24 protein-coding genes are annotated in these 24832 nt (G+C 56.4%); 17 read left to right on the forward strand and 7 right to left on the reverse strand.

What is annotated here, in order from left to right; genetic code table 11:
* Positions 1 to 33 precede the first annotated feature (33 nt).
* Complete coding sequence (gene aspS, locus C7476_RS07170) at positions 34 to 1824, forward strand: aspartate--tRNA ligase (RefSeq protein ID WP_114429461.1); 1791 nt, start codon at positions 34 to 36, stop codon at positions 1822 to 1824.
* Positions 1825 to 1899: 75 nt separating this feature from the next.
* Here the strand turns inward: aspS and C7476_RS07175 are convergent, their stop codons facing one another.
* The gene (locus C7476_RS07175) at positions 1900 to 3099 is read right to left on the reverse strand and encodes a hypothetical protein (protein ID WP_114429204.1); all 1200 of its coding nucleotides are present in this window, start codon (positions 3097 to 3099) and stop codon (positions 1900 to 1902) included.
* Positions 3100 to 3293: 194 nt separating this feature from the next.
* Here C7476_RS07175 and parC point away from each other — a divergent pair, with 194 nt between their 5' ends.
* From parC to C7476_RS07205, 6 genes are all read left to right on the forward strand, one after another.
* Positions 3294 to 5573 carry a DNA topoisomerase IV subunit A gene (parC, locus tag C7476_RS07180; protein ID WP_114429205.1) on the forward strand — a complete coding sequence of 760 codons (2280 nt, stop codon included), beginning with the start codon at positions 3294 to 3296 and terminating at the stop codon, positions 5571 to 5573.
* A gap of 76 nt (positions 5574 to 5649) precedes the next feature.
* On the forward strand, positions 5650 to 5916 hold the full coding sequence (locus tag C7476_RS07185; protein ID WP_210207781.1) for a type II toxin-antitoxin system RelE/ParE family toxin: 267 nt from the start codon (positions 5650 to 5652) through the stop codon (positions 5914 to 5916).
* Between the two features lie 26 nt (positions 5917 to 5942).
* Positions 5943 to 6236, forward strand: coding sequence for a HigA family addiction module antitoxin (locus C7476_RS07190; protein WP_114429206.1), 294 nt, complete (start codon positions 5943 to 5945; stop codon positions 6234 to 6236).
* Positions 6237 to 6336: 100 nt separating this feature from the next.
* A complete protein-coding gene (locus C7476_RS07195; RefSeq protein WP_114429207.1) occupies positions 6337 to 7059 on the forward strand; it encodes a TetR/AcrR family transcriptional regulator in 723 nt (240 codons plus the stop codon).
* A complete protein-coding gene (locus C7476_RS07200; protein WP_245426205.1) occupies positions 7056 to 8291 on the forward strand; it encodes an efflux RND transporter periplasmic adaptor subunit in 1236 nt (411 codons plus the stop codon). Before C7476_RS07195 ends, C7476_RS07200 begins: the two co-directional genes overlap by 4 nt.
* Positions 8288 to 11437 carry an efflux RND transporter permease subunit gene (locus C7476_RS07205; protein ID WP_114429208.1) on the forward strand — a complete coding sequence of 1050 codons (3150 nt, stop codon included), beginning with the start codon at positions 8288 to 8290 and terminating at the stop codon, positions 11435 to 11437. The genes C7476_RS07200 and C7476_RS07205 overlap by 4 nt, the downstream gene beginning before the upstream one ends.
* A gap of 2 nt (positions 11438 to 11439) precedes the next feature.
* Here the strand turns inward: C7476_RS07205 and C7476_RS07210 are convergent, their stop codons facing one another.
* From C7476_RS07210 to hemB, 6 genes are all read right to left on the reverse strand, one after another.
* Positions 11440 to 12342: a DMT family transporter gene (locus C7476_RS07210; RefSeq protein ID WP_114429209.1), complete on the reverse strand. Its 903-nt coding sequence runs from the start codon at positions 12340 to 12342 to the stop codon at positions 11440 to 11442.
* Between the two features lie 89 nt (positions 12343 to 12431).
* Positions 12432 to 12863: an N-acetyltransferase gene (locus C7476_RS07215; protein ID WP_114429210.1), complete on the reverse strand. Its 432-nt coding sequence runs from the start codon at positions 12861 to 12863 to the stop codon at positions 12432 to 12434.
* A gap of 8 nt (positions 12864 to 12871) precedes the next feature.
* Positions 12872 to 13618: an arginyltransferase gene (locus tag C7476_RS07220; RefSeq protein ID WP_112551303.1), complete on the reverse strand. Its 747-nt coding sequence runs from the start codon at positions 13616 to 13618 to the stop codon at positions 12872 to 12874.
* Between the two features lie 114 nt (positions 13619 to 13732).
* Positions 13733 to 14134: a hypothetical protein gene (locus C7476_RS07225; RefSeq protein ID WP_114429211.1), complete on the reverse strand. Its 402-nt coding sequence runs from the start codon at positions 14132 to 14134 to the stop codon at positions 13733 to 13735.
* Between the two features lie 64 nt (positions 14135 to 14198).
* Positions 14199 to 14669, reverse strand: coding sequence for an RDD family protein (locus C7476_RS07230; RefSeq protein WP_112551305.1), 471 nt, complete (start codon positions 14667 to 14669; stop codon positions 14199 to 14201).
* Between the two features lie 80 nt (positions 14670 to 14749).
* Positions 14750 to 15787, reverse strand: coding sequence for a porphobilinogen synthase (hemB, locus tag C7476_RS07235; RefSeq protein WP_114429212.1), 1038 nt, complete (start codon positions 15785 to 15787; stop codon positions 14750 to 14752).
* Between the two features lie 152 nt (positions 15788 to 15939).
* Between hemB and C7476_RS07240 the strand changes: the two genes are divergently transcribed.
* The 10 genes from C7476_RS07240 (at position 15940) to C7476_RS07285 (ending at position 24830) form a co-directional block, all read left to right on the forward strand.
* Entirely contained in the window at positions 15940 to 16995 is a 1056-nt protein-coding gene (locus C7476_RS07240) for an enoyl-CoA hydratase/isomerase family protein (protein ID WP_114429213.1), read from the forward strand.
* Positions 16996 to 17005: 10 nt separating this feature from the next.
* Entirely contained in the window at positions 17006 to 17434 is a 429-nt protein-coding gene (locus C7476_RS07245) for a DUF6163 family protein (RefSeq protein WP_114429214.1), read from the forward strand.
* A gap of 138 nt (positions 17435 to 17572) precedes the next feature.
* On the forward strand, positions 17573 to 18088 hold the full coding sequence (gene ldtR, locus C7476_RS07250; RefSeq protein WP_114429215.1) for a transcriptional regulator LdtR: 516 nt from the start codon (positions 17573 to 17575) through the stop codon (positions 18086 to 18088).
* A gap of 417 nt (positions 18089 to 18505) precedes the next feature.
* Positions 18506 to 18769 carry a hypothetical protein gene (locus C7476_RS27815; RefSeq protein WP_147274627.1) on the forward strand — a complete coding sequence of 88 codons (264 nt, stop codon included), beginning with the start codon at positions 18506 to 18508 and terminating at the stop codon, positions 18767 to 18769.
* Between the two features lie 327 nt (positions 18770 to 19096).
* Positions 19097 to 20377, forward strand: coding sequence for a L,D-transpeptidase family protein (locus C7476_RS07260; protein ID WP_114429217.1), 1281 nt, complete (start codon positions 19097 to 19099; stop codon positions 20375 to 20377).
* 169 nt (positions 20378 to 20546) lie between these two features.
* Positions 20547 to 21839 carry a serine hydroxymethyltransferase gene (gene glyA, locus C7476_RS07265; RefSeq protein WP_114429218.1) on the forward strand — a complete coding sequence of 431 codons (1293 nt, stop codon included), beginning with the start codon at positions 20547 to 20549 and terminating at the stop codon, positions 21837 to 21839.
* Positions 21840 to 21984: 145 nt separating this feature from the next.
* Entirely contained in the window at positions 21985 to 22467 is a 483-nt protein-coding gene (gene nrdR / locus C7476_RS07270; RefSeq protein ID WP_112551308.1) for a transcriptional regulator NrdR, read from the forward strand.
* A gap of 9 nt (positions 22468 to 22476) precedes the next feature.
* Positions 22477 to 23574 (forward strand): bifunctional diaminohydroxyphosphoribosylaminopyrimidine deaminase/5-amino-6-(5-phosphoribosylamino)uracil reductase RibD, encoded by a 1098-nt coding sequence (gene ribD, locus C7476_RS07275; RefSeq protein WP_114429219.1) that lies wholly within the window; start codon positions 22477 to 22479, stop codon positions 23572 to 23574.
* Positions 23575 to 23584: 10 nt separating this feature from the next.
* Positions 23585 to 24199: a riboflavin synthase gene (locus tag C7476_RS07280; protein WP_114429220.1), complete on the forward strand. Its 615-nt coding sequence runs from the start codon at positions 23585 to 23587 to the stop codon at positions 24197 to 24199.
* A 169-nt stretch (positions 24200 to 24368) separates the two neighbouring features.
* Entirely contained in the window at positions 24369 to 24830 is a 462-nt protein-coding gene (locus tag C7476_RS07285; protein WP_114429221.1) for a 6,7-dimethyl-8-ribityllumazine synthase, read from the forward strand.
* Positions 24831 to 24832 lie beyond the last annotated feature (2 nt).

Consider the following 24832-nt stretch of genomic DNA (forward strand, 5'->3'; position numbering starts at 1 on the left):
CGCATGTCCATCCCACTATCAGAGGCACTTATCATGCACCGTTACCGCAGCCATACCTGCGCCGCCTTGCGTAAATCGGACGTTGGTTCAACTGTTCGTCTTTCCGGCTGGGTTCATCGCGTCCGCGACCATGGCGGCATTCTCTTCATCGATATCCGCGATCATTATGGCTTGACGCAGATCGTCGCCAACCCGGATTCGCCGGCCTTCAAACTGGCAGAAACCGTGCGTGGTGAATGGGTTATCCGTGTTGACGGCGAGGTCAAGGCGCGCACGGACGACACGATCAACCCCAATATGCCGACTGGCGAGATCGAGGTTTTTGCCCGCGAAATAGAGGTGCTGTCCGCCGCAAAGGAACTGCCTTTGCCGGTATTCGGCGAGCTCGACTATCCGGAAGATATTCGCCTGAAGTATCGCTTCCTCGATCTGCGTCGCGATAGCTTGCACAAGAACATCATGTCGCGCACGAAGATCATCGCTGCGATGCGCCGCCGTATGACCGATGTGGGTTTCACCGAATTTTCGACGCCGATCCTTACCGCGTCGTCCCCGGAAGGCGCGCGCGACTTCCTCGTGCCGAGCCGAATCCATCCCGGCAAGTTCTACGCACTGCCGCAGGCGCCGCAGCAGTACAAGCAGCTGATCATGATGTCCGGTTTCGACCGCTACTTCCAGATCGCGCCGTGTTTTCGCGACGAAGATCCGCGAGCCGATCGTCTTCCGGGTGAATTCTACCAGCTCGATATCGAGATGAGCTTCGTCGAGCAGAATGACGTGCTTTCGACCATGGAGCCCGTATTGCGCGGCGTTTTCGAGGAATTTGCCGACGGCAAGCCCGTTACGCAAGAATTCCCGCGGATCACCTATGACGACGCCATGCGTAAATATGGTTCGGACAAGCCTGACTTACGCAACCCGATTGAAATGCAGGCGGTGACCGAGCATTTCGCCGGTTCCGGCTTCAAGGTTTTCGCCAACATGATCGCCAACGATCCGAAGGTCGAGGTCTGGGCTATTCCGGCCAAAACCGGTGGTTCGCGCGCTTTCTGCGACCGCATGAATTCCTGGGCGCAAAGCGAGGGCCAGCCGGGCCTCGGCTATATCTTCTGGCGCAAGGAAGGCGAAAACCTTGAAGGGGCAGGGCCTCTTGCCAAGAATATCGGCCCGGAACGCACCGAAGCGCTGCGCATGCAGCTGGGTCTTGGCGATGGCGATGCGGCCTTCTTCGTTGCTGGCGATCCCAAGAAGTTTGTGTCCTTTGCAGGCGCCGCTCGCACACGCGCCGGCGAAGAACTGAACCTCGTCGACCGCGACCAGTTCAAGCTGTGCTGGATTATCGACTTCCCGTTCTTCGAATGGCTCGACGAGGAGAAGAAGATCGATTTCGCCCACAATCCGTTCTCCATGCCGCAGGGCGGAATCGATGCGCTGGAAAACCAGGACCCGCTGACGATCAAGGCGTTTCAGTACGACATGGTCTGCAACGGTTTCGAGATCGCCTCGGGCGGCATCCGTAATCATCTGCCGGAAACCATGGTCAAGGCCTTTGAGGCTGTCGGTCATTCGCGAGAGGCGGTTGAGGAACATTTTGGCGCCCTCTACCGCGCCTTCCAGTACGGCGCGCCTCCGCATGGCGGCATGGCGGCTGGCATCGATCGTATCGTTATGCTGCTCGTCGGCGCAAAGAACCTGCGCGAGATCACGATGTTCCCAATGAACCAGCAGGCAAATGATCTCCTGATGAATGCCCCGTCGGAGGTATCGCAAGCCCAGCTACGCGATCTGAACATTCGGCTCAACCCGGTGAAGAAAGAGCTTTAAAAACCTCTTCTAACTGACTCCAATAAAACAAAAAGCCCGGCATTGCTGCCGGGCTTTTTCATTGATTGGTTTCGATTACTGGTTTGCGTTGACCGTGACGCCGAGGGTTTTGATCAGCGATTTCGGATCGGCCATGCCGCCGGCAGCGATAACCGCAAAGGGTACCGGTTTTGCCGGAGCGGCCTTGACCTCGATGTTTTTCGGGTCATCGAGATAGGCATTGACGGCAGTCGCAAGCGCTTGGGCGAACTCGGCATTACCAAGCTGCGCCGCTGCCATTGGAAGTATCATCTTGGCCTGACCTATGAGATCGCTGCGCTTGGCGTTTTGCTGTTTGGCGACATAATCCAGCGCCTTGTTGGTGAGCGACGCATCATCGAAACGGATGGACGCACCGGTAAAGCTCAGCTGCTGCATCAGCCCGAGCATAGCCATGCTTTTGGCGTTGTCATCCTTGCCGTCCATGTTCTTGGTGGCTTCCTGCATTCCCTTGATGAAGTCGAGGGTATAGCCAGAGATGTCGATCTTGATGCCAAGCGTACCAGCATCGTCCGCGACAAAGTCCATTTTTTCCATATTCAGCCGCCCATCGGACATATTCCATGTCCCCGCGGCATCGATCTTTCCAGAAATGGTCTCGTATCCAAGCGCTTTTAGCGCGTCTTTGGCCTTTGGGTCCTGGATATCAGAGAGATCCGCCTTGAAGCTAGCGACGTTGCTCGTAAACGTAACCGGCGACGTCTCGGTAATCGGAGAGATCGTTGAGGTCAAACCGTCGGCAACGAAAACATCCTTACCCTTGGCGCTGACGGCAATGTGCTTTACCTCAGCTTTTTCGTACTGAAAAATCTTGGCCAATGGCTCCGTCGCGCCTTCGGGTGGAAGCGTGATGCCCTGTAGGTTGATTCCCTGAACGCTTATTTTGCTGTCTGGCTCGGCTGGCGGAGTGTAATTGATGTCCGGCATAGCCAACGTACCGATCTTGAATCCGCCTCCCGACACGTCCGCGACGTCGCTAAGCGTAATATCGCCGACTTTGAAGGTCTCTTTCATGCCTGCGGTCGACAGTTTCGTGTCCTGAAGAATGACTGTCGAGTCGTGCGTTTCCACATGGCTGTACTCCATCGTACCGCCCTGTTCGCCATAGAGAGCCTTCAAGCGGGCGGCAACCGCATCGCCATCGACCGCATAGGCCGAACCCGCAAATAAAACGGAGAGAGCAGAGGCTGCTGCAAGAACGCGCAAACCCGATTTCACAGGATGGATTGGAGGCATGTTTTGATCCCTGTTGTTTTCAACCACAACGCATCAGGAGCGGTAAGACTGTGATGCAATTTGGGCGCTACAAAGTCAGATTTGAGGTGTGGACGCAAGCTCTCTGCAATTGAACGTTGCAATGATCGCCACCAGCCTGTGATATTGGCGAATCATTGCTTGCCCGCGATTCAGTGAGTTGATAGTCCATTGCCATGGGAAAAAGCCTGATTCCGCCAGATAATGGCGATGATAATGTGGAACCGGTCGATCTGAAGGCGGCGCTGGAAGAGCGCTATCTTGCCTATGCACTATCGACGATCATGCACCGCGCCTTGCCGGACGTGCGTGACGGGTTGAAGCCGGTTCATCGCCGCATCATGCATGCCATGCGCCTCTTGCGGCTTTCACCCGATCAATCCTATGCAAAATGCGCGCGTATTGTCGGCGAGGTCATGGGTAAATTCCACCCGCATGGCGACCAGTCGATCTATGATGCGCTCGTGCGGCTGTCGCAGGATTTTGCCGTCCGTTATCCCGTCGTCGACGGGCAGGGCAATTTCGGCAATATCGATGGCGATAATCCAGCGGCGATGCGTTACACCGAAGCGCGGATGACTGATGTCGCCATGCTGCTGCTCGAAGGCATTACCGAGGACGCAGTTGATTTCCGCCCGACTTACAATGAGGAAGACGAGGAACCGATCGTCCTTCCTGGCGCGTTTCCCAATCTGCTTGCCAATGGCTCCTCAGGCATTGCGGTTGGCATGGCCACTTCGATCCCGCCGCACAATGTGTCGGAACTCTGTGCGGCAGCGCTGCACCTGATCAAGCATCCGGATGCGACGGTCGAAGAGCTGATGTCGCAGACCGAAGATGAGGACCCGCTAAAGACCAAGGTTCGCGGTCCGGATTTCCCGACCGGCGGCATCATGGTCGAGACACCGGAGGCCATTCTCGACGCCTACAAAACTGGACGTGGCGGTTTTCGGCTGCGTGCACGCTGGCAGGTCGAAGATCAGGGGCGTGGCACCTGGAATATCGTCGTCACCGAAATTCCGTATCAGGTGCAGAAATCAAGGCTGATCGAGAAGATCGCCGAACTGTTGATCGCCAAGAAACTGCCTTTGCTGGATGACGTACGTGATGAGTCCACGGAAGACGTGCGGCTCGTGCTGGAACCCAAGAGCCGCAGCGTCAATCCTGAAATTCTCATGGAATCCCTGTTCAAGCTTACGGAGCTTGAAACGCGCTTTCCGTTGAACATGAATGTGCTTTCGAACGGCAAGGTACCGAACGTCCTCTCGCTCCGCGATGTGCTGAAGCAATGGCTGGAACACCGGAAGGACGTCCTCATAAGGCGTTCCCGCCATCGTCTTGGCGAGATTGAGCGCCGGCTGGAAATCCTTGGCGGCATGCTGATCGCCTACCTCAATATCGATGAGGTCATTCGCATCATCCGCGAGGAAGATGAGCCGAAGCAGGAAATGATCCGCCGCTTCGAACTCACCGACAACCAGGCTGAAGCCATCCTCAACATGCGTTTGCGTTCGTTGCGCAAGCTTGAGGAATTCGAGATTCGCAAGGAATTCGACGGCCTGACAGGCGAGAAAAAGCAGATCGAGGAACTGCTGGGATCCGACGCCAAGCAATGGCAGACGATTTCCTGGCAGATCGCCGAGATGCAGAAAAAGTACGGCGCCGATACGCCCCTCGGCAAACGCCGCACCACCTTCGCCGATGCACCCCAGCATGATCTGACCGACATGCACCACGCCATGATCGAGAAGGAGCCGGTAACGGTCGTCGTTTCCGAAAAAGGCTGGTTGCGGGCCATGAAGGGCCATCTGGCAGACTTCTCGACGCTGGCCTTCAAGGAGGGCGACAAGCTCAAGCTGGCCTTCCACGCCGAGACCACCGACCGTATCCTCGTCCTGACGACCGGCGGCAAGTTCTATACGATCGGCGCGAACAGCCTGCCAGGCGGGCGGGGTCATGGTGAGCCGATCCGGATCATCGTCGACATGGAAAACGACCAGGATATCGTGACGGCCTTCGTGCACAATCCGGAGCGCAAGCTGCTTCTGTCGTCACATGTCGGTAATGGCTTCCTTGTGCCCGAGGCCGAGGTGATCGCCAATACGCGCAAGGGCAAGCAGGTGATGAACGTCAAGGCGCCCGATGAAGCACGTCATTGCATCCCGATCAGCGGCGATAGCGTTGCGATCGTCGGCGAAAACCGCAAGATGCTGGTGTTTCCCATTACCGATATTCCGGAACTAGCACGCGGCAAGGGTGTTCGTCTGCAACGCTATAAGGATGGCGGTGTTGCGGACATTCGTGTGTTCGTAATGGAGCAGGGCCTTACATGGCAGGACGCTTCTGGCCGCAGCTTCACGCGCGGCAAATTGGAACTGCTGGAGTGGGTCGGGCCGCGCGCGACTGCCGGGCGCATGGTGCCAAAAGGTTTCCCGCGCTCCGGCAAGTTTTCCTGAAGCTTTGGTCTGCTACTTAAGTTCTCTATCGTGACTGATCCGGGTTGTCTATTGTCGCGCGACATGAGACAATTCGATGATAAAATCGTTCCGTAGTCGTGCGCTGAAACGCCTGTATGAGCAGGACGATGCCAGCGGTCTACCGCAGGATATGGTGCCGCGGATAGCGTCCATTCTGGCGGCACTCGACTCGGCAGGCACAACACAAGACATGGATAAGCCATCGCTGAAATTGCATCCTTTGAAGGGCAATCGCCAAGGTCGGTGGGCGGTGACTGTGAGAGCAAATTGGCGCGTTACCTTCTCGATGTCCGACGGAAATGCCTTTCGATGTCGACTTTGAAGACTATCATTAGGAGGTCATGAATAATGGCTATGAAAAACCCGCCTCATCCCGGTGCTCTCATTAAAGACGATATTGACGCCTTGAAACTTCCCGTCAGTGCTGTTGCGCAGGCTTTGGGTATTACCAGATCACAGCTTTACCGCGTCCTATCTGGACAGAGTGCAATATCGGCAGAAATGGCGTTGCGACTTGAATATGTCATAGGCGGCACGGCGGATCACTGGCTGAACATGCAAACTGCCCACGACGTCGCGCGGGTGCGCAAGAAGGCTGATGAAATCACCCGAGGTCTACACCGCTTGGCATCTTCTGCCTGAAAAATTTGCTAAAAATGAAACGAGAATGATCATTCTCGTATTGATCTTTCTTTTTAATCCATATAAATGAGAGAGAACGTTCTCTCTTTTTTGGTGCTCCATGGTTGATCAGGCCCTGCCAAAGCAGGCTGCAAACATTTCCGCGGATGCTGCGGACGACGAACCACGTTGTTTCGTCGCCAAGCTCTTCGGCAAGCGTGCGCGCAATCGCGAGGCGCAGGAAGAACGCATCCTCACCGCTGCCATGAATTGTTTCATACGCTCCGGTTTTCGTGGCGCGTCGATGAACGAAATTTGCTCGGAAGCTGGCATGAGTCCCGGAGCGCTCTACCGTTACTTCCCTTCGAAAGAAGCGATCATCGAGAAAATTTCAGCTACTCACCGCCAGCAAAGTGCGGAAATTCTCGCACGAATGTCGCAGTCAAATAATATCATTGATGCGATCACAAACGTTGGCCTCGATCACGTGCGCAAGATGTCGATGAATGACGAGGGCCCGGGCCCCCGCGATTCCAGCGCCCGTCTTTTCGTCGAGGTGCGCGCCGAATCCATGCGCAACGAAAGCGTTGCAGCCATATGTGAACTTCACGAAGGCTTGATGCGCGAAGAGCTTCTCGCAGCATTTTCCGCAGCGAAGGAATGCGGCGAGATCGATCCTGTCACCGATCTGGAGCTGGCTGTGGCGTCACTGGCTGCCGTGGGCGAGGGGATCATAATGCGTAATTTTCCGGCGCAAGGCGTTCCCCTTGAGGCGCTGGAGCCGGTGTTCCGGGCGCTCGCCGTCGGCTTGCTGCGACCGACAAAGTCTTTGGCAAACAAATGAATATTGCTCTCACCTCTGGTCTTCCAATGAGCCATAACAGCAAAAAAGTCCTGATTTCCCTGGCTCTCGCCCTGGGCCTTTCATCATCCACTACCAGCGGATTTGCCGAAGAAAAAACGGTGGCAGCAATCCAGGAAGCCAAGCCGCCGGTTATCAATGTCATCCCTGCAGGCGTCAACGAAATGGTCGCAACGCTCACCGCCACCGGTACGATTGTGCCGCGTCAGGAAGTGGCAGTCGGCACCGATGTCGCGGGTTTGCTTGTTCTGGAACTCAATGCCGATCAGGGCGACGTGGTTAAAGAGGGTGATATCCTGGCGCGCCTCGATAAATCCTCGCTCGAAATCCAGCTCGCTCAGATCGAAGCGCAGCGCGCCCAGACCGACGCGTCTATTGCCCAATCGGAGGCGCAGATCGTCGACGCGGAGATTGCCGTCCGCCAGGCTCAGGAAGCTCTGGAGCGGGCGCGTGCCCTGTCGATGAAGGGCATCAACTCCAAAATGGAACTGGACAACGCCACCAACGCGCATGACAGCGCCAATGCCCGTCTCAATACGGCCCGGCAGGCTTTGTTGGCCACCAAGTCGCAATTGCAGCTCGTTGCAGCGCAAAAGCGCGATGTCCTGTTGCGATTGGAGAAAGCCGACGTGAGGGCGCCCGCGAGCGGTGTGGTCCTGAGCCGCAATGCTCTTCTCGGTGGAATTGTCTCCTTCAATGCCGGCCCTTTGTTCCGCATCGCCCGTGATCGTGATTTCGAGCTGGCGGCTAATATTCCTGAGGTCGATCTGCCGCGCTTGCAAGAAAACATGCCGGTTTCCGTCCGGGTGTCCGGCCTGGACGACCCGGTCGCCGGCCGTGTCCGCCTCATATCGCCGGAGATCACCGCAAGCTCGCGTCTGGGTTCAGTTAAAATCGCGCTCGACAGGAATGCATCGATTCGGCCCGGCAACTTTGCCCGCGCTGTCATTGAGCTGACCCGCCGTGAAGGCGTCAGCGTTCCGCTTTCCGCCGTGGTCTACCATGGCACTTCAGCGCTTGTGCAGGTTGTCAAGGATGGTGTCATCGACAGCCGCAAGGTTGAGCTTGGCATTCGCAATGATCGTGCTGTCGAGGTGTTGCAGGGTCTTGGCGAGGGCGAAGATGTCGTGGCGCGTGCCGGTACGTTCGTAGTCGATGGTGACCGCGTCACGCCTGTCCGTGTAACCGACGAGGCGACGGGGGCGATCAAATGAACTGGAACATTTCCGCGTGGTCCATCCGCAACCCGGTCCCGTCGGTCCTGCTGTTCGTCGTGCTGGTGGTGCTTGGCCTGATGGCCTTTGCCAAGCTGCCCATCACACGCTTTCCCAATATCGATGTGCCTTTGATCTCGGTCTCGGTCACCGATCCAGGCGTAGCGCCGACAGAACTTGAAACGCAGATCGCCAAGCGGATCGAGGATTCGGTGGCGAATATTACCGGCGTCAAGAATGTCACAACCAATTTGACCGAAGGCAATTCCACGACGTTGGTGGAATTCCGGCTCGAGGTCGATACACAAAAGGCATTGAACGACGTCAAGGACGCAGTTTCGCGTATCCGCGATGACCTTCCCGCAACGATCAAGGAACCGATAATCAATTCGGTCGACGTGGAAGGTTCCGCGATCCTGACTTACGGCGTCTCGGCGCCGACCATGACCTCCGAAGAGCTTTCCTGGTTCGTCGACGACAAGATCCTCCGCGATATCCAAGGCCTGAAAGGCGTTGGCCGTGTCGAGCGCTATGGCGGCGTCACGCGCGAAATCCGTGTGGCGCTGGATCCCGATCGATTGACCGCTCTTGGTGTGACGGCCGCCGATGTCAATCGCGCTCTGAAGTCCATGAATGCCGATCTGACCGGCGGGCGCGGCGATCTCGGTACCACCCAGCAGACGATCCGCACGCTTGGCGCATCGCGCACGCTTGATAATTTGCGGGCGGTGGAAATCCCTATTGCTGGTGGACGCTCCGTACGGCTCGATCAGCTCGGAACGATCACCGACGCCTATGAAGAGCCGAAGTCTTTTGCGCGCGTGAACAACCAGACGGTGGTATCGCTCGGCGTATTCCGCGCCAAGGGGGCGAGCGATGCCGATGTCTACGCGCTCGTGCAGGCCCGAATGGACCAGCTGCAGCAGAAATATCCCGACGCCCGTTTCAGCATCATCGATAATTCGGTGAACTATACCTACGGCAATTATGAATCGGCCATGAGTTCATTGGTCGAAGGCGCATTGTTGTCGATCGTCGTGGTCTTCCTGTTTCTGCGCAACATCCGCGCTACCCTCATTGCAGCCATTGCCTTGCCGTTGTCGGCAATCCCGACCTTCTGGGCGATCGACATGCTCGGATTCTCCCTCAATCTGATCAGCCTGCTCGGTATTACGCTGGTGACGGGTATCCTTGTGGACGATGCCATCGTCGAGATCGAAAACATCGTCCGGCATATGCGATCCGGCAAATCGCCATACCGTGCGTCGCTCGAAGCCGCCGACGAGATTGGTCTTGCCGTTATCGCCATTTCGGTGACCATTATCGCAGTCTTCGCGCCGGTCAGCTTCATGAGCGGCATCGCCGGGCAATACTTCAAGCAGTTCGGCCTGACGGTTGCCGTCGCAGTGTTCTTTTCGCTGCTCGTCGCCCGTCTGATAACGCCGATGATGACGGCCTATCTTCTGCGCGATGGCAAGAGCCTGCATCACGGCGAGCAGGAGACCGGCTGGATCAGGGCCTATACCCGTTTCCTCACCGTCACTCTGCGCTATCGATGGCTGACGCTGCTCAGTGGCGTGGCCATATTTGCCATCGCCATCTGGGCCATGGGCTTTCTGCCAGCCGGTTTCGTGCCGCCGCAGGATGAAGCACGCGTCGCCGTCAGTCTCGAACTCCCGCCGGGAGCACCCATCGATGAAACACGCCGGGTAACCGACGAAGCCGCATCGTTGGTGCGGGAAATTCCCGAAGTCCAGCAAACCTATATAACCGGCGGCGCTTCGCCTACCGGCTCTCTCGACACCCGCCGCGCAACGATGATCGTCAAGCTCAGCCACAAGAGTGAGCGTGAACGTACGCAGAAGCAGGTCGAGGTCGATATTTTCAACAAACTATCGCAAGTACCTGATTTGCGGGCGAATTTCGTCAATGATCGCGGCGAGCGGGAATTCGCTGTCGGCGTCATCGGCAGCAATGGCGACAAGGTCACTGAACAGGCCCGCTCACTGCAGAGCGCCATGACTGCGACTGGCGATTTTCAGGCGGTCTCCTCGACGGCGGCGCTTGATCGACCGGAAATCATCGTGACGCCGCGCATGGACAAGCTGGCGGAGTTGGGCATTTCCACAACGGCACTGTCGGACGCGTTGCGTGTTGCAACGCAAGGCGATCTCGATCCGAATCTTGCCAAATACACGGTTGGCGATCGCCAGATACCGATCCGCGTTCAACTGACCGAAGAATCCCGCGGTGATCTGTCGATTCTCAGTACGCTGACCGTAACCACACCCTCGGGAGTCGTGGTGCCGCTGGAATCCATTGCCCAGATCAGTTTCGGGCAGGGACCATCCTCGATCGAGCGTTTTAATCGCGAACGGCGTATCGTTGTCGGCGCCAATATGGCGAACGGAAAGGAGATCGGCGAGGGGCTCTCCATCGTCAAGAACCTTCCGGAGGCGAAATCCATGCCGGAAGGTGTGCGTATTCAGGAAACCGGCGACGCCGAAGTCATGGGCGAGGTTTTTGCCGGGTTCCGCGATGCCATGATCATGGGCCTGATGCTGGTGTTCGTCGTGCTTATCCTGCTGTTCGGCAGTATTTTCCACGCCTTCACCATTTTGATGTCATTGCCGCTGTCGATCGCCGGTGTTGCCGTCGCGCTGCTGTTGACCAATAATTCGGTCTCCATGGCGGTTGTCATCGGTATTTTGATGCTGATGGGTATCGTCACCAAAAACGCTATCATGCTCGTCGATTTCGCCATTGAAGAGGTGAAACATGGCATACCGCGCGATCAAGCGATCATCGACGCAGGCCGCAAGCGTATCCGCCCGATTGTCATGACCACGATTGCCATGTCGGCCGGGATGCTGCCAGCAGCCATGGCTTTCGGTGATGGGGGCGAATTCCGTGCGCCGATGGCGATTGCGGTGATTGGCGGCCTGTTGATCTCGACCGTCCTGTCGCTGGTGTTCGTGCCTTCTTTCTACACGATCATGGACGATGTCAGCCGCTGGACAGCGCGTGTATTCCACTGGTCGTTCCGTCCGAACAAGCCGGATGAGCCGGGGATCATCGTTAGGCCCGGCATTCACACCGTTCCTCTGCTTCCTCCTTCGAGACCTGCTATTGAGGCGGCAGAGTGAGTTCAGATTGGATGGCGGACCAATCCTGCCATCCGTGACCTCTTCCGCACGTGATACATCTGCCAAAGCGAATGACCTACGAGCGCCGCGATGATGATGACCCCGCCCACCAGGATCGGATCGCTGGGCTTTTCTGCAAAGACCAGCCAGACCCAGATCGGCGTCAACACGGTTTCCAGCAGATAGAACATGGCAACCTCGGGTCCCGAAAGGAACCGTGGGCCAGTAGCGAGGCAAAGAAAGGCGAGGGTCGTCACGACCGCGCCGTTGAAAATGATCCAGCCGGGTACTGCGACGGTGTAACCATTCTGCGAAACCATGAAGGCAGCGACGAGCATCGGCAATATCGTGCCGATGATCGCAGCAAAGCCCATATCTTTGCCTGAAAAGCGGCTAACGGTGATCGCTGTCGAAAGAATGAAGGTGGACAGCAGCGCCACCAGATCGCCGAACACATGGCCGGAGGATAGCCCTTCGCGAACAATTATACCGACGCCGATCAGCATGAAGAACATGGCGATGAATGTGACGGTCTTCGGTCGCTCTTTCAGGAATACCCAGGATAATAATGCCGAAAACACGGTGTTGAACGCCAGGATGAAGACAAGGTTAGCCGTCTTCGTATTATAGACCGCGATCATGAAGCAGATCGAGGCGAGGCCATAGAGACCCGCGACCAAAAACCCGACACGGCCAGGGACAATCGTGCGCGCGCGGCCTGTCGCAAGGCTCCACACCGCCCAGATGACAAACGCGCTGATGAATGTCGTGCCGCTGCGCAAAAGCAGCGTCGACCACGTCTCGCCTTCACCGAGCCGGAGCAGAGGAATATCGGCAGACAGGATCAATCCGCCGAAGCCAGTGATAAGCAGACCCTTGCGGTGATCGAGTTGAAGTTGAGACATGCGGCGGCGTTTCCCGTGTTTTGTTATGCCGCGTGGTCTAGCTGGAAGGACAATCTTCGTCCAGAGGCCGCCGGACCCTAAAACAAAGTTCAGCGATACAAGACGTGTTGAAATGGCCAGGATGTTTTGAGCCAGCTGGAAACGGCCTCGTACAGCGGAGTGTCGAGATGCGCGCGGTCGGCGGTGACCCAGGACCTCACAACCGTTATCGCCGGGTCTTGCTTGGAGGGATAGATGTAGACGCAACCGATCACCTGCGACCCTTCCAGCACTGTATAGGTAAATCCGGTGTGGTTGGCAAAATCGCGAGCGTGCTCTTCGAGATCGCCAAGATTGGCTTCGAGGCTCATGCCTTGCAGCGGCGGCCAGTCGCTGAAACCCGGCGTTGCAAGGATGTGGGGAATGCTCGAAGACCACGCCTGGTGATCCGACAGATTGTGCTGCGGCCCGAGTGGCTCGAGCCGGAAACCTTGCCCGTCAAGTTCGATTGGGGGCACAAAATTGGCTGGTACAAAGCTCATCGGGTGATCTAATCCTGGCGTTCCCAGCCTTTTGTGCCGAGATGTTCCTGCGGCTTGTAGCGGATTTTATATTGCATCTTGCGCGACCCCTCGACCCAGTAGCCGAGATAGACATGCGGCAAACCGGCAGCCGCGGCGCGCTGTATGTGATCGAGGATCATGAATGTGCCGAGCGAGCGGCTTGCATGCTCCGGGTTGAAGAAGGAATAGACCATCGACAGCCCATCCCCCATCACGTCCGTCAGGGCGACAGCGATGAGTTCGCCTTCGCCCTTCTTGGTAATGAAGGAGTCCGGTCCACGCCGCCTGTATTCGATGATTTGTGTCGGCACATGCGTATCCTCGACCATCATCGCATAGTCGAGCACCGTCATTTCCGACATGCCGCCCTTGTTGTGGCGCGCGTCGAGATAATGCCGGAATAACGAATATTGTTCGGTAGACGGCTCGGCGTGGTGAATATTCCCGATCAAATCGCGATTTCGGTTCCAGACCCGGCGCATGGACTTGTCCTGCTTGAACTCGCCCGCAAGGATACGCACCGACACGCAGGCCCTGCAGTTTTCGCAAGCCGGGCGATAGGCGATGTTCTGCGAGCGGCGGAAGCCGCCCTGTGTCAGCAGCTCATTTAGTTCTGCGGCGCGACCGCCTACGAGATGCGTGAAAACCTTGCGCTCAAGCTGACCCTCCAGGTAAGGACAGGGCGAAGGCGCTGTCAGGAAGAACTGCGGTGATTGCTGCGGCTGATGGGTCATCCAAGGTCCTGAGACGGTCGTAACACCTATAGAATCCTATGACCGCCTGAAACGTCAATTCAATTATATTGTATTCAGATGTGTATGTCTTGGGTGAGTTGGAGTCAGGACCTGTTAGCTGACCAAACCGCCGCAGCGCGCGCCGTTCCATGGATGGCTGGTCGCATCAAACTTGCCATTGAGCGAACCGCCCCAACTGCCGTTGAAGCCGTTAAAATCGCTCGAAAAATCGAGGGAAAGAAGGCCGGTCCCATATTTGTCGGTCCAGACAAGGGTGCGCGACGTGCCGCTTCCAAGCTCCTTCTCTACTAGGTTGCCTTCAACGCGGCCATCCGGCTCATCAAATACATAGGTGCCGGAGAGATGGCCATCCCTGGCAACGTTCAGGATGGTCTCCACATCGCGGTAGTCCCCGCTGGAGATCATCTCGCCGCAAAACCGTCCTGACGGAGACGCCGCCATGCTGGTCATGGTGCCAAGGCCATAGAGTACAAGCGCCGCAAAAGCGGACGTCAAGGAGTGTCGCATCATCATAGTTAAAACCGAATAAGGAAGGGGTCCAGAACGGAACCCCGAGGAGTTAGTTGTATGCGCGAACGACCACTGTGCCGAGCAAAAGATCGTGGACAGTGCGTTTGCGGTCGAGAAACAGCGTTGCCAGGAGGATAAGCGGTGTCAGCACCACGTTCAGGCCCCAGAACAGCACTGTATGAACGATCGCAAGCAGGCCGTCGACCTTCTGCCCGTCGAGCCGTTCCAGTTTCAGGCCCATCATCTGCATGCCTTTTGTTGCCTGGCGTGGTCCGCCCAGCGTCGTCGCGACATAGGCGAGTGCGACAACAGGAAACATAATGCCATACAATATCCAGCCGAGACCAAGTGTCGCCACGCCAATGATGGCAATCAGGATCGCAACGGGAATGCACAGGAAGAAAACAATCACATAGTCGATCAGGAACGCGAAGATGCGGCTCGTGCGCACGCCCTGATACAGCCGCCAATCATCGAGGCGGTTGGTGACAATTTCGCCATCAAGGGTCTTCGTGTTCATTTAAGTTCCTGTTTCACAAGACGGACACATTGCCGTTTGCGTTGAAATTGGGAATTCGAGAACAAAATATCAAGAAGATTTCAATAACCGGCTTTCAACCGTTCGGCTACGACCGGCGCAAAATAAGTCAGGATGCCATCGCAGCCGGCCCGCTTGAAGGCGAGAAGCGTTTCCATCATGACCCGCTCCTCGTCGATCCAGCCATTGGCGCCGGCAGCCTTGATCATCGTATATTCGCCTGACACTTGATAGGCGAAGGTCGGCACGGCGAAGGTGTCTTTTAGCCGGCGGATAATATCGAGATAGGGCAGGCCAGGTTTGACCATAAGCGAATCCGCGCCCTCGGCGAGATCCTGTTCGGCCTCGCGTACCGCCTCATCGCTGTTTGCCGGGTCGATATAATAGGTCTTCTTGTCGCCCTTCAAACGCCCTGATGTACCGATCGCCTCGCGGTAAGGGCCATAGAAGGCCGAGGCGAATTTCGTGGCATAGGCCATGATCGCCACATCCTGAAAGCCGTTCTGGTCCAGCGCATCGCGGATAGCGCCAATACGCCCGTCCATCATATCCGACGGCGCGATGATATCGGCACCAGCTGCCGCTTGCAGCACGGCGCCTCGGGTGATCTGCTCGACGGTCTCGTCATTGACGATGATGCCATCGCGCAGGATGCCGTCATGGCCGTGGCTCGTGAAAGGATCGAGCGCGACGTCGGTGATCATGCCGATTTCCGGTACAGCGCTCTTGATCGCCCGCGTCGCGCGGTTGATGAGGTTATCGGGATCGAGAATGCCGGAACCAGCATCATCGCGAAGGTCCGGGTCGATATTGGCAAACGTGGCGATAGCGGGGATGCCGAGCTTGGCTGCGCGCTCCGCCTCACGCACCGCCATATCGACAGAGAACCGCTGGACACCCGGCATGGCGTTGATGTCCTCGCGCCGGTTCGTGCCCTCGCACAGGAAAATCGGCCAGATCAGATCATCGACTGTCAGCTGGTTCTCCTGAACCAGACGTCGCGACCAATCGGCCTTGCGCATGCGTCGCAGGCGGCGGCCTTGCGTGATTTCATCGACTGTTCTTGCCGCACGTGTTTGAAACGTAGGATGTTTGTTCATGATTGCTCAGCCGAACGATGGCGTTTTCCTCGTTGTTTGGAATTGTTTTAACAGGGAACGGCGTGTTGACCAAGATGCCGGCCACAGATGTGATCCATTGACGCGGTGTGCCAGAGTTTCCTAACCTCTGTTACGAAAGTTCGGAGGGGTGCATGGAGATCGATTTCGGCGGCGAGGGGGAAGTCGTATTCGAGCGGCGCGGCAAGGCTGGCCTCATTCGCCTGACGCGGCCGAAGGCTTTGAACGCGCTGACGCGCAACATGGTCGGCGCGATACATCGTGCACTCGTCGCGTGGTCGTCCGATTCCGATGTCCATTGCGTCCTTGTCGAGGGTGAGGGGCGGGCCTTTTGCGCTGGCGGCGACATCCTTGCGGTCTATCATGCTGGCCGGTCCGGTCGACCATTCTACGAATTCTTTGCCGAAGAATATCGCCTCAACGCCTATATCAGGCACTTTCCGAAGCCCTATATCTCGCTGATCGATGGTATCTGCATGGGTGGCGGCGTTGGAATTTCCGTCCATGGCTCGTATCGGGTTGTCACAGAAAATATCCTTTTCGCCATGCCGGAGGTCGGCATCGGCTTTTTTCCAGACGTTGGGGGAAGTGCCTTCCTACCGCATCTTCCGGAACATTTCGGCACTTATCTTGCGCTGACAGGCAATCGCATCCGCCAGGGCGATTGCCTTCAAAGCGGTATCGCGACCCACGCCATCAAGGCGGAAAACAAGGAGAAGTTGCGGCGAAGCTTGATCAGAACCGGCAATCCCGAAACGGCACTGCGCGGCAAAACCATCAACCCGGACTATGAAACGCCAGAAAAAACCCGCGATATGATCGGGGTGCTTTTCGATTCGAAAACACTGGGCGGTTGCGTGATCCGCCTGGCTGCAGCCGGCGTAAATGGTAGCGAGGAAGCGCAAAAGCTCCTCGATCTCATCAAGACCCGTTCGCCGACGAGCCTGCATGTGACGTTCCGGCAGATCGAAGACGGCCGCGATCTCGACATGGATCAATGCATGCAGATGGAGTACCGCATCCTATGCCGCATGCTCGAGAACCATGATTTTTATGAAGGCATACGTGCGCTTCTTGTGGACAAGGACAATATGCCCGTGTGGAGCCCTGAGAAAATTGACGATATAACGCCCGAAATGGTCGATGCCTATTTCGCATCACTCGGCGAGCGGGAACTGCAACTGACATGAATAGATCGGCATGAACGATAGGCCCACCCATCTGCCATTCGATGCGACAATGGCTCAACTCGGCTTCGTGTGGTTCCTGCGGCTTGTCTCCATTTATTGCCTCGTCGCAGGCGTCGGCTACTGGGCGCAGCTCAGCGGGTACTATGAAGGCATGCTCTGGCGCTTCGATCTGATGCCCTGGCAATGGAAGGTCGCGACGGTGTCGCTCGCCATGCTCTATCCCGTGGCGTCGACCGGATTGTGGATGATGGTATCCTGGGGCCCGGTCATATGGTTTGTGGCCGCATTGGGCGAAACGCTGATGTTTACGGTTTTCTCGACTTACTTTTTCTACAGGCCGCAGATCGCCATCGTCCATAGCTGCGTGGCACTGCTCTATATTCTCTTCCGCATTGTGCTGTTCGTGCAGAAGCGGCAGCACGCAATGCCCATCCGGTAAGTCTTCATTAAGATTGAAATTGATTCATTCGCGGTAACGCACTGTTAAGTCTGTGTTTTAAGTCGAATTTTATGCGTATTCGATAGTGTCTCCTCAACGGTGAGAAAAATACACCGAAACAACAGTGAGGCAGGTACTATGAACAACACACAGAGAAAGTCTGGTGAGAACCAGCGTTCAACACCAAGTGATACAGCATTGCGTACACTATATCTTGAAGCACTTCAGTTGGTTGAACGGTTACATCGTCGTCTGCTTGATGTGGTCAAGGATGAATTCGACCGCAATGGCCGCAGCGACATCAACGCCATCCAGGCATTGCTGCTCTTCAACATCGGCAATGCGGAACTGACCGCCGGCGAACTGCGCAGCCGCGGTTATTATCTGGGCTCGAACGTTTCCTACAATCTGAAGAAACTCGTCGAGCTCGGCTTCATCTCCCATGAGCGTTCGCGTACCGACCGCCGTTCGGTCCGGGTCAGCCTGACCGAAAAGGGAACCGAAGTCGCAGAACTGGTCGCGGGTCTCTACGAACGTCACGTCGCGTCGATCGAACATGTCGGTGGCATCAAGGCAGAGGAATTCCAGTCGATGAACAAGGCACTCCAGCGCCTCGACCGCTTCTGGAACGACTCTATCGCCTACCGCATGTAAGACCATGCAATCCACAGCAAAAGCCCGGCTTCGTGCGAAACGAAGGCGGGCTTTGTTTGTTTAAAACCAAGGAGTTTCATGCTTGAGTTAGATGGTGCGGGGTCAAACGCGACTGTCTCCAGATATTAACCATTGAATTCTCACAGCAGAGCATCGCGCTCCACAAATTTACCTCGTGCGTGCTCCTCACATATCGATCACAACAAACTGAGTTGTAGAGAGCGGTTTGTGTACCCATTTCGGGAATGGCGCACGATCGTGCCCCGATAACGTGGTGCAGAAGATTCCCCCACGAGGTCTGAAAACCTTCACGTCTGAGCCGGCTTTTATTCCGGTTCTCGTCCGGGATGAACTGCGCTGCCACTACCGAGATCCTTCGCCGAGCGCCGCATAGTAACTTCGTTCAGGAGATGTGCGATGTCTATCAAATCTGTAGTTATCATCGCTGTGATAGGACTATCTGGCTTACCGTTATCTGCGTGCATGTACACTGATCGAGGTCGGTATTATTACCAGTATGACCAACCTGGCGGTATCCCGTTTTGGGATGACGGGAACTTCGATAGCGCTATCGGCGATCATCGCAGTCTTCATGACAATGGTGGCTATGGTCATCATGAGTTCGGTGGCTCTGGCGGGTCGGGAGGTCATGGCGGGCATGGAGGAGCGGGGAGACGTTAGCGAGAGAAGGCCTGTTCAGTCATAGGTTTCGTTGCCAAGGACCACTCGCCACTACATGACAGACTCTGGCCAAGAGCGGGATGGGGTCAGGACCCTCGTCCCGCAGTCATTAATCCGCCATATTGCCGTGGAAATGCCACAACACATATTCAGTGAAGTTCCATAGACAGCCGGAGAGGGCTGGTCGGCATTTGAACCATCACAATTGCGCGATCAGTGTGAATGTTGCTGTTTATTAAGAGTGTTCCTGATAATTTTCGCGACCGAAGCTGTTTTTCTTTGCAAGCGGCGGGTTGACGGCAGATTTCCAGTTGGGTTGGACAAAATATGAAGAAATTTGGATCATCAGCACTTGATCGCCGCACCTTTTTGACTGGTGTGGCAACTGCTGGTCTTGCCGCGGTAACAACATCGGCCTTTGCACAGCAGACGGATATTGGTGAAATTCTTGCCGCTCCACGTCGCGGTAACTGGGATGACCAGTTCGACGCCCGCTCGACGACCCGGGCAAAAGTCGCCGGTTTCCAGCCGATCGCAAGCCCGGAGACGGTTTCGTTCACCGAGAGCGCGATCAATACCTACAGCCAGATTGTCGCTAATGGCGGCTGGCCCACAGTGCAGCCGACGGTAAAGTTGCAGCTCGGCGTTGTTGATCCCTCCGTTCCCGCCATGCGCAAGCGCCTGATGATTTCCGGTGATCTCGCCGAAACGGCCGGCTTGTCGAATTCTTTCGACACCTATGTCGACGCCGCAGTGAAGCGTTTCCAGTCACGTCATGGTCTCCCGGCCGATGGCGTCATGGGGCAATACTCTATCGCTGCAATGAATGTCTCGGCCGATATCCGCCTCGGCCAGCTGCATACGAATCTTGAGCGCCTGCACAAGCTCGCCAGCGAGGATCAGGGTCCGCGCTATGTCATGGTCAACATTCCTGCAGCGCAGATCGAAGCCGTGGAAGCTGGCCGTGTCGCCCAGCGCCACACAGCTATCGTCGGCAAGATCGATCGCCAGACGCCAATCCTCGACTCCAAGATTCAGGAAGTCATCCTCAACCCTTACTGGACGGCGCCGAAGTCGATTATCCAGAAGGATATCATTCCGCTGATGCGCAAGGATCCGACCTATCTGACGCGCAACAAGATCCGGCTGTTCAATGAACAGACGCGAGAGGAAATTGCGCCGGAGACTATCGATTGGAATACCGACGACGCGATGAAGCTGATGTTCCGTCAGGATCCGGGCAAGATCAACGCCATGTCCTCGACGAAGATCAACTTCCCGAATCAATATGCGGTTTACATGCATGACACGCCGCAGCAAGGTATTTTCAACAAGCTTATGCGGTTTGACTCCTCGGGCTGCGTACGCGTGCAGAATGTTCGCGATCTGAACGTCTGGCTTCTCCGCGATACGCCGGGCTGGGATCGCCAGACGATGGAAGCGACGATCAAAACTGGCGTCAATACGCCGATCGCAGTCACCAATCCGGTGCCTCTGCATTTTGTCTATGTCAGTGCTTGGTCAACTGGCGATGGCGTGGTGCACCTGCGCGATGATATATATGAGATGGATGGACAAGCCGCACTGTCGATCGGAACGAACACCTGATCGGAGCAGCACATGCCTAACAAAAAGACCGCCTTCGGGCGGTCTTTTTGTTAGGGCGGTTTCGGGCTATTGCTTTTCGCGTACCGGCCATTGGCCTTGCGTATTTAAGTATGATAATGCGCCGCAATTACCTATGAATTCCCCACCGTCAAATGAGGGTCCTGTCACCATGTCGAATGCAGATACATTTTTCAACGCATCGCTCGAAGAAATTGATCCGGAGATTTTCAGCTCCATCCGCAAGGAACTTGGCCGTCAGCGCCACGAGATCGAGCTGATCGCATCGGAAAACATCGTGTCGCGCGCGGTGCTCGAAGCACAGGGCTCGATCATGACCAACAAGTATGCCGAGGGTTACCCGGGCAAGCGTTATTATGGCGGCTGCCAGTTTGTTGACATTGCGGAAGAATTGGCGATCGAGCGTGCCAAGCAGCTGTTTGGCTGCGAATTTGCCAATGTCCAGCCAAATTCCGGCAGCCAGATGAACCAGGCGGTATTCCTGGCCCTTTTGCAGCCGGGCGATACGTTCATGGGTCTTGATCTCAATTCAGGTGGTCACCTTACCCACGGCTCGCCTGTCAACATGTCCGGCAAATGGTTCAAGGTCGTGTCCTACGGCGTACGTCAGGACGATCACCTCCTCGATATGGATGCAATCGAGAGGCAAGCGCACGAGACCAGGCCAAAATTGATTCTCGCCGGTGGCACCGCCTATTCGCGCATCTGGGATTGGAAGCGTTTCCGCGAAATCGCAGATAGCGTCGGCGCTTATCTCATGGTCGACATGGCGCACATCGCTGGTCTCGTTGCTGCTGGCGTGCATCCGTCTCCCGTCCCGCATGCACATGTCGTCACTACGACGACACACAAATCGTTGCGCGGTCCACGCGGTGGCATGATCCTCAGCAATGACCCGGAGATCGCCAAGAAGATGAACTCGGCTGTGTTCCCCGGGCTCCAGGGTGGCCCGCTCATGCATGTGATCGCTGCGAAGGCCGTTGCATTCGGCGAAGCGTTGAAGCCGGAATTCAGGACCTATGCCCAGAGTGTCGCCGCCAATGCGAAAACGCTGGCGGAGACGCTGAAAAAGAACGGCCTCGATATCGTCTCCGGCGGCACCGACAATCATTTGATGCTGGTCGATTTGCGGCCGAAGAATGCAACCGGCAAACGTGCCGAAGCGGCACTCGGACGTGCCAATATTACCTGCAACAAAAACGGCATTCCCTTCGATCCGGAAAAGCCTTTCGTTACGTCCGGCGTTCGCCTCGGCACACCGGCCGGAACGACACGTGGTTTCGGTGCAGCAGAATTCACCGAAATCGGCAATCTCATTTCGGAAGTACTGGACGGCCTGAAGGTGGCCAATTCCGATGAGGGGAATGCGGCTGTTGAAAAAGCGGTTCAGCAGAAGGTCGTTACGCTGACGGACCGCTTCCCGCTCTATCCATATCTTGGATGATACGGGTGACAATCTCCCCAGATAGTGGGGAGATTGGTCTACTACGTCTATTGGTTGACAGTTCGTATCGCAGGAACGCTTTAATCTCGCTGCGAAAGACACTATCTTTGCAGCGATTTTAGAATCGCGTTCAGAGAGTTCATCGATGCGTTGTCCCTATTGCCAGTCCGAAGATACTCAGGTGAAAGATTCCCGCCCAGCGGAAGATGGCGCTGTAATCAGGCGCCGGCGCGTCTGTCCCGATTGCGGCGGCCGCTTCACAACCTTCGAACGCGTGCAATTGCGTGACCTTTCCGTCGTCAAGAAAAGCGGCCGCAAGGTTGCCTTCGATCGCGACAAGCTGATGCGTTCGGTCGAAATCGCGTTGCGTAAGCGGCAGGTCGATCCCGAGCGAGTGGAACGTGCCGTATCCGGTATTGTTCGCCAGCTGGAAAGCTCGGGCGAGCCGGAGGTCAGCTCCGATGAAATTGGCCGGCTGGTAATGGACGCGCTGAAGGGCATCGACGATATTGCCTATATCCGCTTTGCTTCGGTTTATCGCAATTTCCGCGAGGCCAAGGACTTTCACGATGTCATCGATGAGATCACGGCCGGTGACATAGCAGCCGAGCCTGTCAAGGACGAATGAGCGAGAGCAATGGCAGCTTCCTTGCTTGATCGCCGCTACATGGCAGCGGCCATTCGCTTGTCACGCACCCATCAAGGGCTGACTGGAACGAATCCCTCCGTCGCGACACTGATCGTCAAGGATGGCGTGATCGTCGGACGCGGCGTTACCGCCATAGGCGGACGTCCGCATGCGGAAACACAGGCTCTGCTTGAAGCTGGCGAGAAAGCCCGCGGCGCCACAGCCTATGTGACATTGGAACCTTGCGCCCATCACGGCAGGACGCCGCCTTGCGCCAATGCGCTGGCGACGGCCGGCGTGATCCGCGTAGTCTCGGCTGCAAGCGATCCCGACGAACGTGTGGCTGGTAAGGGCTATGCGATCCTGCGCGCTGCGGGTATCGAAGTTGAGGAAAATGTACTCCGGGCAGAAGCCGCTGATTACCTCGCCGGTTACCTGATTCGATCTTCCAAAAAACGCCCTGAAGTGACTCTAAAGATTGCGCTTTCTAGCGACGGATTCATCGGCAACAAGGGGCATGGGCAGGTTGCGATCACCGGTCCGGTATCTCGCGCGCAGGTTCACCTCATGCGGGCCGAGTCCGATGCGATCCTTGTCGGTATCGGAACGGTTCTTGCCGACGATCCGCTCTTGACGTGTCGCCTGCCGGGCCTGGAGTCCCGCTCGCCTATCCGCATCGTGCTCGATAGCCGGCTTCGTTTACCGCTTGATAGCTCACTGCTCAGAACTGCCGGTAGTGTTCCAGTCTGGATCGCCGCCAATGCAGAGGCCGATCCAGTCAAACGTCAGGCATTGGAAGCCCGCGGCTGCCGCATTCTCGCGACCGAAACCGATTGCGGCGCGACCGCACTGCCGGAATTGCTGGATGATCTTGCAGCACAGGGCGTTGCAACGTTGATGGTCGAAGGTGGTGCGACCGTCGCAAGCTCGTTCCTGCAGGAAGATCTGGTGGATCGCCTGGCGGTGTTCGAAGGTCCTGCTGCAATTGGCGATGACGGTGGGGTTGTAGTGCCTGAACTGCGCTCCCATATCGCTCGTGGTTTCAACCTGTCACATGAATATCGCTTTGGTGAAGATCGCTACAGCGAGTTTGTCAGAGCTATTTAAGGAATCACGGATGTTTACGGGAATTGTAACGGATATTGGCAGAATAGGTCAGGTTAAGCCGCTTAATGAAGGCGTGCTGCTGCGTATCGAGACCAATTACGACCCGGAAACGATCGAGATCGGTGCATCCATTTCATGCTCCGGCGTTTGCCTCACCGTAACGACCCTTCCCGAAAGAGGCTCCAATGCGCGCTGGTTTGAGGCCGAGGCCTGGGAAGAAGCGCTGCGACTTACCACCATATCCGGCTGGAAGACAGGAACGCGCATCAATCTCGAGCGTTCGTTGAAACTCGGTGACGAGATGGGCGGCCATCTTGTCTCCGGCCATATCGACGCGATGGCGGAAATCATCAAGCGTGATGACGAGGGCGATGCCGTTCGTTTTACACTGCGCGTACCCGGGCAACTTGCACGGTTCATCGCACAGAAGGGTTCCGTCGCGCTTGACGGTACGTCGCTCACGGTCAACGGTGTCAATGGCAACGAGTTCGATGTTCTACTCATTCGTCATTCGCTGGACGTGACCACCTGGGGCGATCGCAAGGTTGGCGACTACGTCAATATCGAGATAGATCAGATGGCGCGATACGCTGCACGGCTTGCAGAATATCCGAAATCAGCCTAGGACCTGAACCAACAACTAAAGAGACCTTTTGAAATTCACCTTGATAGGTTAGCTGATGCGTTTTTTGGGGTCGCCAAAAGGCGGTGAACTTTTGGGTTCATGAGCACCGGCAGCGCAGACAATCGCTTCAGATGACCATCGGGGTGGATTTATTCCCTTCGGAGCTATCATGTCGAAAAAAAAGGCGCATGCGCCACATCTGTTGATCGTGGAAGCGCGATTCTATGAAGATTTGTCGGATGCCTTGCTGAATGGTGCAAAATTGGCCCTCGATGAAGCCAATGCTACCTATGATGTCGTTACCGTACCTGGCGCACTGGAGGTGCCAGCCGTTATTTCCTTTGCGCTTGATGGTGCGGAAGATGGCGGGACCGAGTATGATGGTTATGTGGCGCTCGGCACGGTTATCCGCGGCGAGACTTACCATTTCGATATCGTCGCCAATGAATCATGCCGCGCGCTGATGGACCTTGCTGTCGAGGAAAGCATCGCCATCGGCAATGGCATCCTGACTGTCGAGAATGAAGAGCAGGCATGGGTGCGCGCACGGCGTGAAGACAAGGACAAAGGTGGCTTTGCGGCACGCGCTGCATTGACCATGATTGCCCTCAAGGACAAGCTCGGAGCCTGATC

Origin of the sequence: Phyllobacterium bourgognense, from assembly GCF_003337575.1 — a bacterium.
In the GTDB taxonomy this organism is placed as follows: domain Bacteria; phylum Pseudomonadota; class Alphaproteobacteria; order Rhizobiales; family Rhizobiaceae; genus Phyllobacterium; species Phyllobacterium bourgognense.

Excerpts from the sequence above, each read along its gene's own strand:
- aspS (WP_114429461.1), top strand. The coding sequence starts at position 34 with ATGCACCGTTACCGCAGCCATACCTGCGCCGCCTTGCGTAAATCGGAC.
- C7476_RS07175 (WP_114429204.1), bottom strand. The coding sequence starts at position 3,099 with ATGCCTCCAATCCATCCTGTGAAATCGGGTTTGCGCGTTCTTGCAGCA.
- parC (WP_114429205.1), top strand. The coding sequence starts at position 3,294 with ATGGGAAAAAGCCTGATTCCGCCAGATAATGGCGATGATAATGTGGAA.
- C7476_RS07185 (WP_210207781.1), top strand. The coding sequence starts at position 5,650 with ATGATAAAATCGTTCCGTAGTCGTGCGCTGAAACGCCTGTATGAGCAG.
- C7476_RS07190 (WP_114429206.1), top strand. The coding sequence starts at position 5,943 with ATGGCTATGAAAAACCCGCCTCATCCCGGTGCTCTCATTAAAGACGAT.
- C7476_RS07195 (WP_114429207.1), top strand. The coding sequence starts at position 6,337 with ATGGTTGATCAGGCCCTGCCAAAGCAGGCTGCAAACATTTCCGCGGAT.
- C7476_RS07200 (WP_245426205.1), top strand. The coding sequence starts at position 7,056 with ATGAATATTGCTCTCACCTCTGGTCTTCCAATGAGCCATAACAGCAAA.
- C7476_RS07205 (WP_114429208.1), top strand. The coding sequence starts at position 8,288 with ATGAACTGGAACATTTCCGCGTGGTCCATCCGCAACCCGGTCCCGTCG.
- C7476_RS07210 (WP_114429209.1), bottom strand. The coding sequence starts at position 12,342 with ATGTCTCAACTTCAACTCGATCACCGCAAGGGTCTGCTTATCACTGGC.
- C7476_RS07215 (WP_114429210.1), bottom strand. The coding sequence starts at position 12,863 with ATGAGCTTTGTACCAGCCAATTTTGTGCCCCCAATCGAACTTGACGGG.
- C7476_RS07220 (WP_112551303.1), bottom strand. The coding sequence starts at position 13,618 with ATGACCCATCAGCCGCAGCAATCACCGCAGTTCTTCCTGACAGCGCCT.
- C7476_RS07230 (WP_112551305.1), bottom strand. The coding sequence starts at position 14,669 with ATGAACACGAAGACCCTTGATGGCGAAATTGTCACCAACCGCCTCGAT.
- hemB (WP_114429212.1), bottom strand. The coding sequence starts at position 15,787 with ATGAACAAACATCCTACGTTTCAAACACGTGCGGCAAGAACAGTCGAT.
- C7476_RS07240 (WP_114429213.1), top strand. The coding sequence starts at position 15,940 with ATGGAGATCGATTTCGGCGGCGAGGGGGAAGTCGTATTCGAGCGGCGC.
- C7476_RS07245 (WP_114429214.1), top strand. The coding sequence starts at position 17,006 with ATGAACGATAGGCCCACCCATCTGCCATTCGATGCGACAATGGCTCAA.
- ldtR (WP_114429215.1), top strand. The coding sequence starts at position 17,573 with ATGAACAACACACAGAGAAAGTCTGGTGAGAACCAGCGTTCAACACCA.
- C7476_RS27815 (WP_147274627.1), top strand. The coding sequence starts at position 18,506 with ATGTCTATCAAATCTGTAGTTATCATCGCTGTGATAGGACTATCTGGC.
- C7476_RS07260 (WP_114429217.1), top strand. The coding sequence starts at position 19,097 with ATGAAGAAATTTGGATCATCAGCACTTGATCGCCGCACCTTTTTGACT.
- glyA (WP_114429218.1), top strand. The coding sequence starts at position 20,547 with ATGTCGAATGCAGATACATTTTTCAACGCATCGCTCGAAGAAATTGAT.
- nrdR (WP_112551308.1), top strand. The coding sequence starts at position 21,985 with ATGCGTTGTCCCTATTGCCAGTCCGAAGATACTCAGGTGAAAGATTCC.
- ribD (WP_114429219.1), top strand. The coding sequence starts at position 22,477 with ATGGCAGCTTCCTTGCTTGATCGCCGCTACATGGCAGCGGCCATTCGC.
- C7476_RS07280 (WP_114429220.1), top strand. The coding sequence starts at position 23,585 with ATGTTTACGGGAATTGTAACGGATATTGGCAGAATAGGTCAGGTTAAG.
- C7476_RS07285 (WP_114429221.1), top strand. The coding sequence starts at position 24,369 with ATGTCGAAAAAAAAGGCGCATGCGCCACATCTGTTGATCGTGGAAGCG.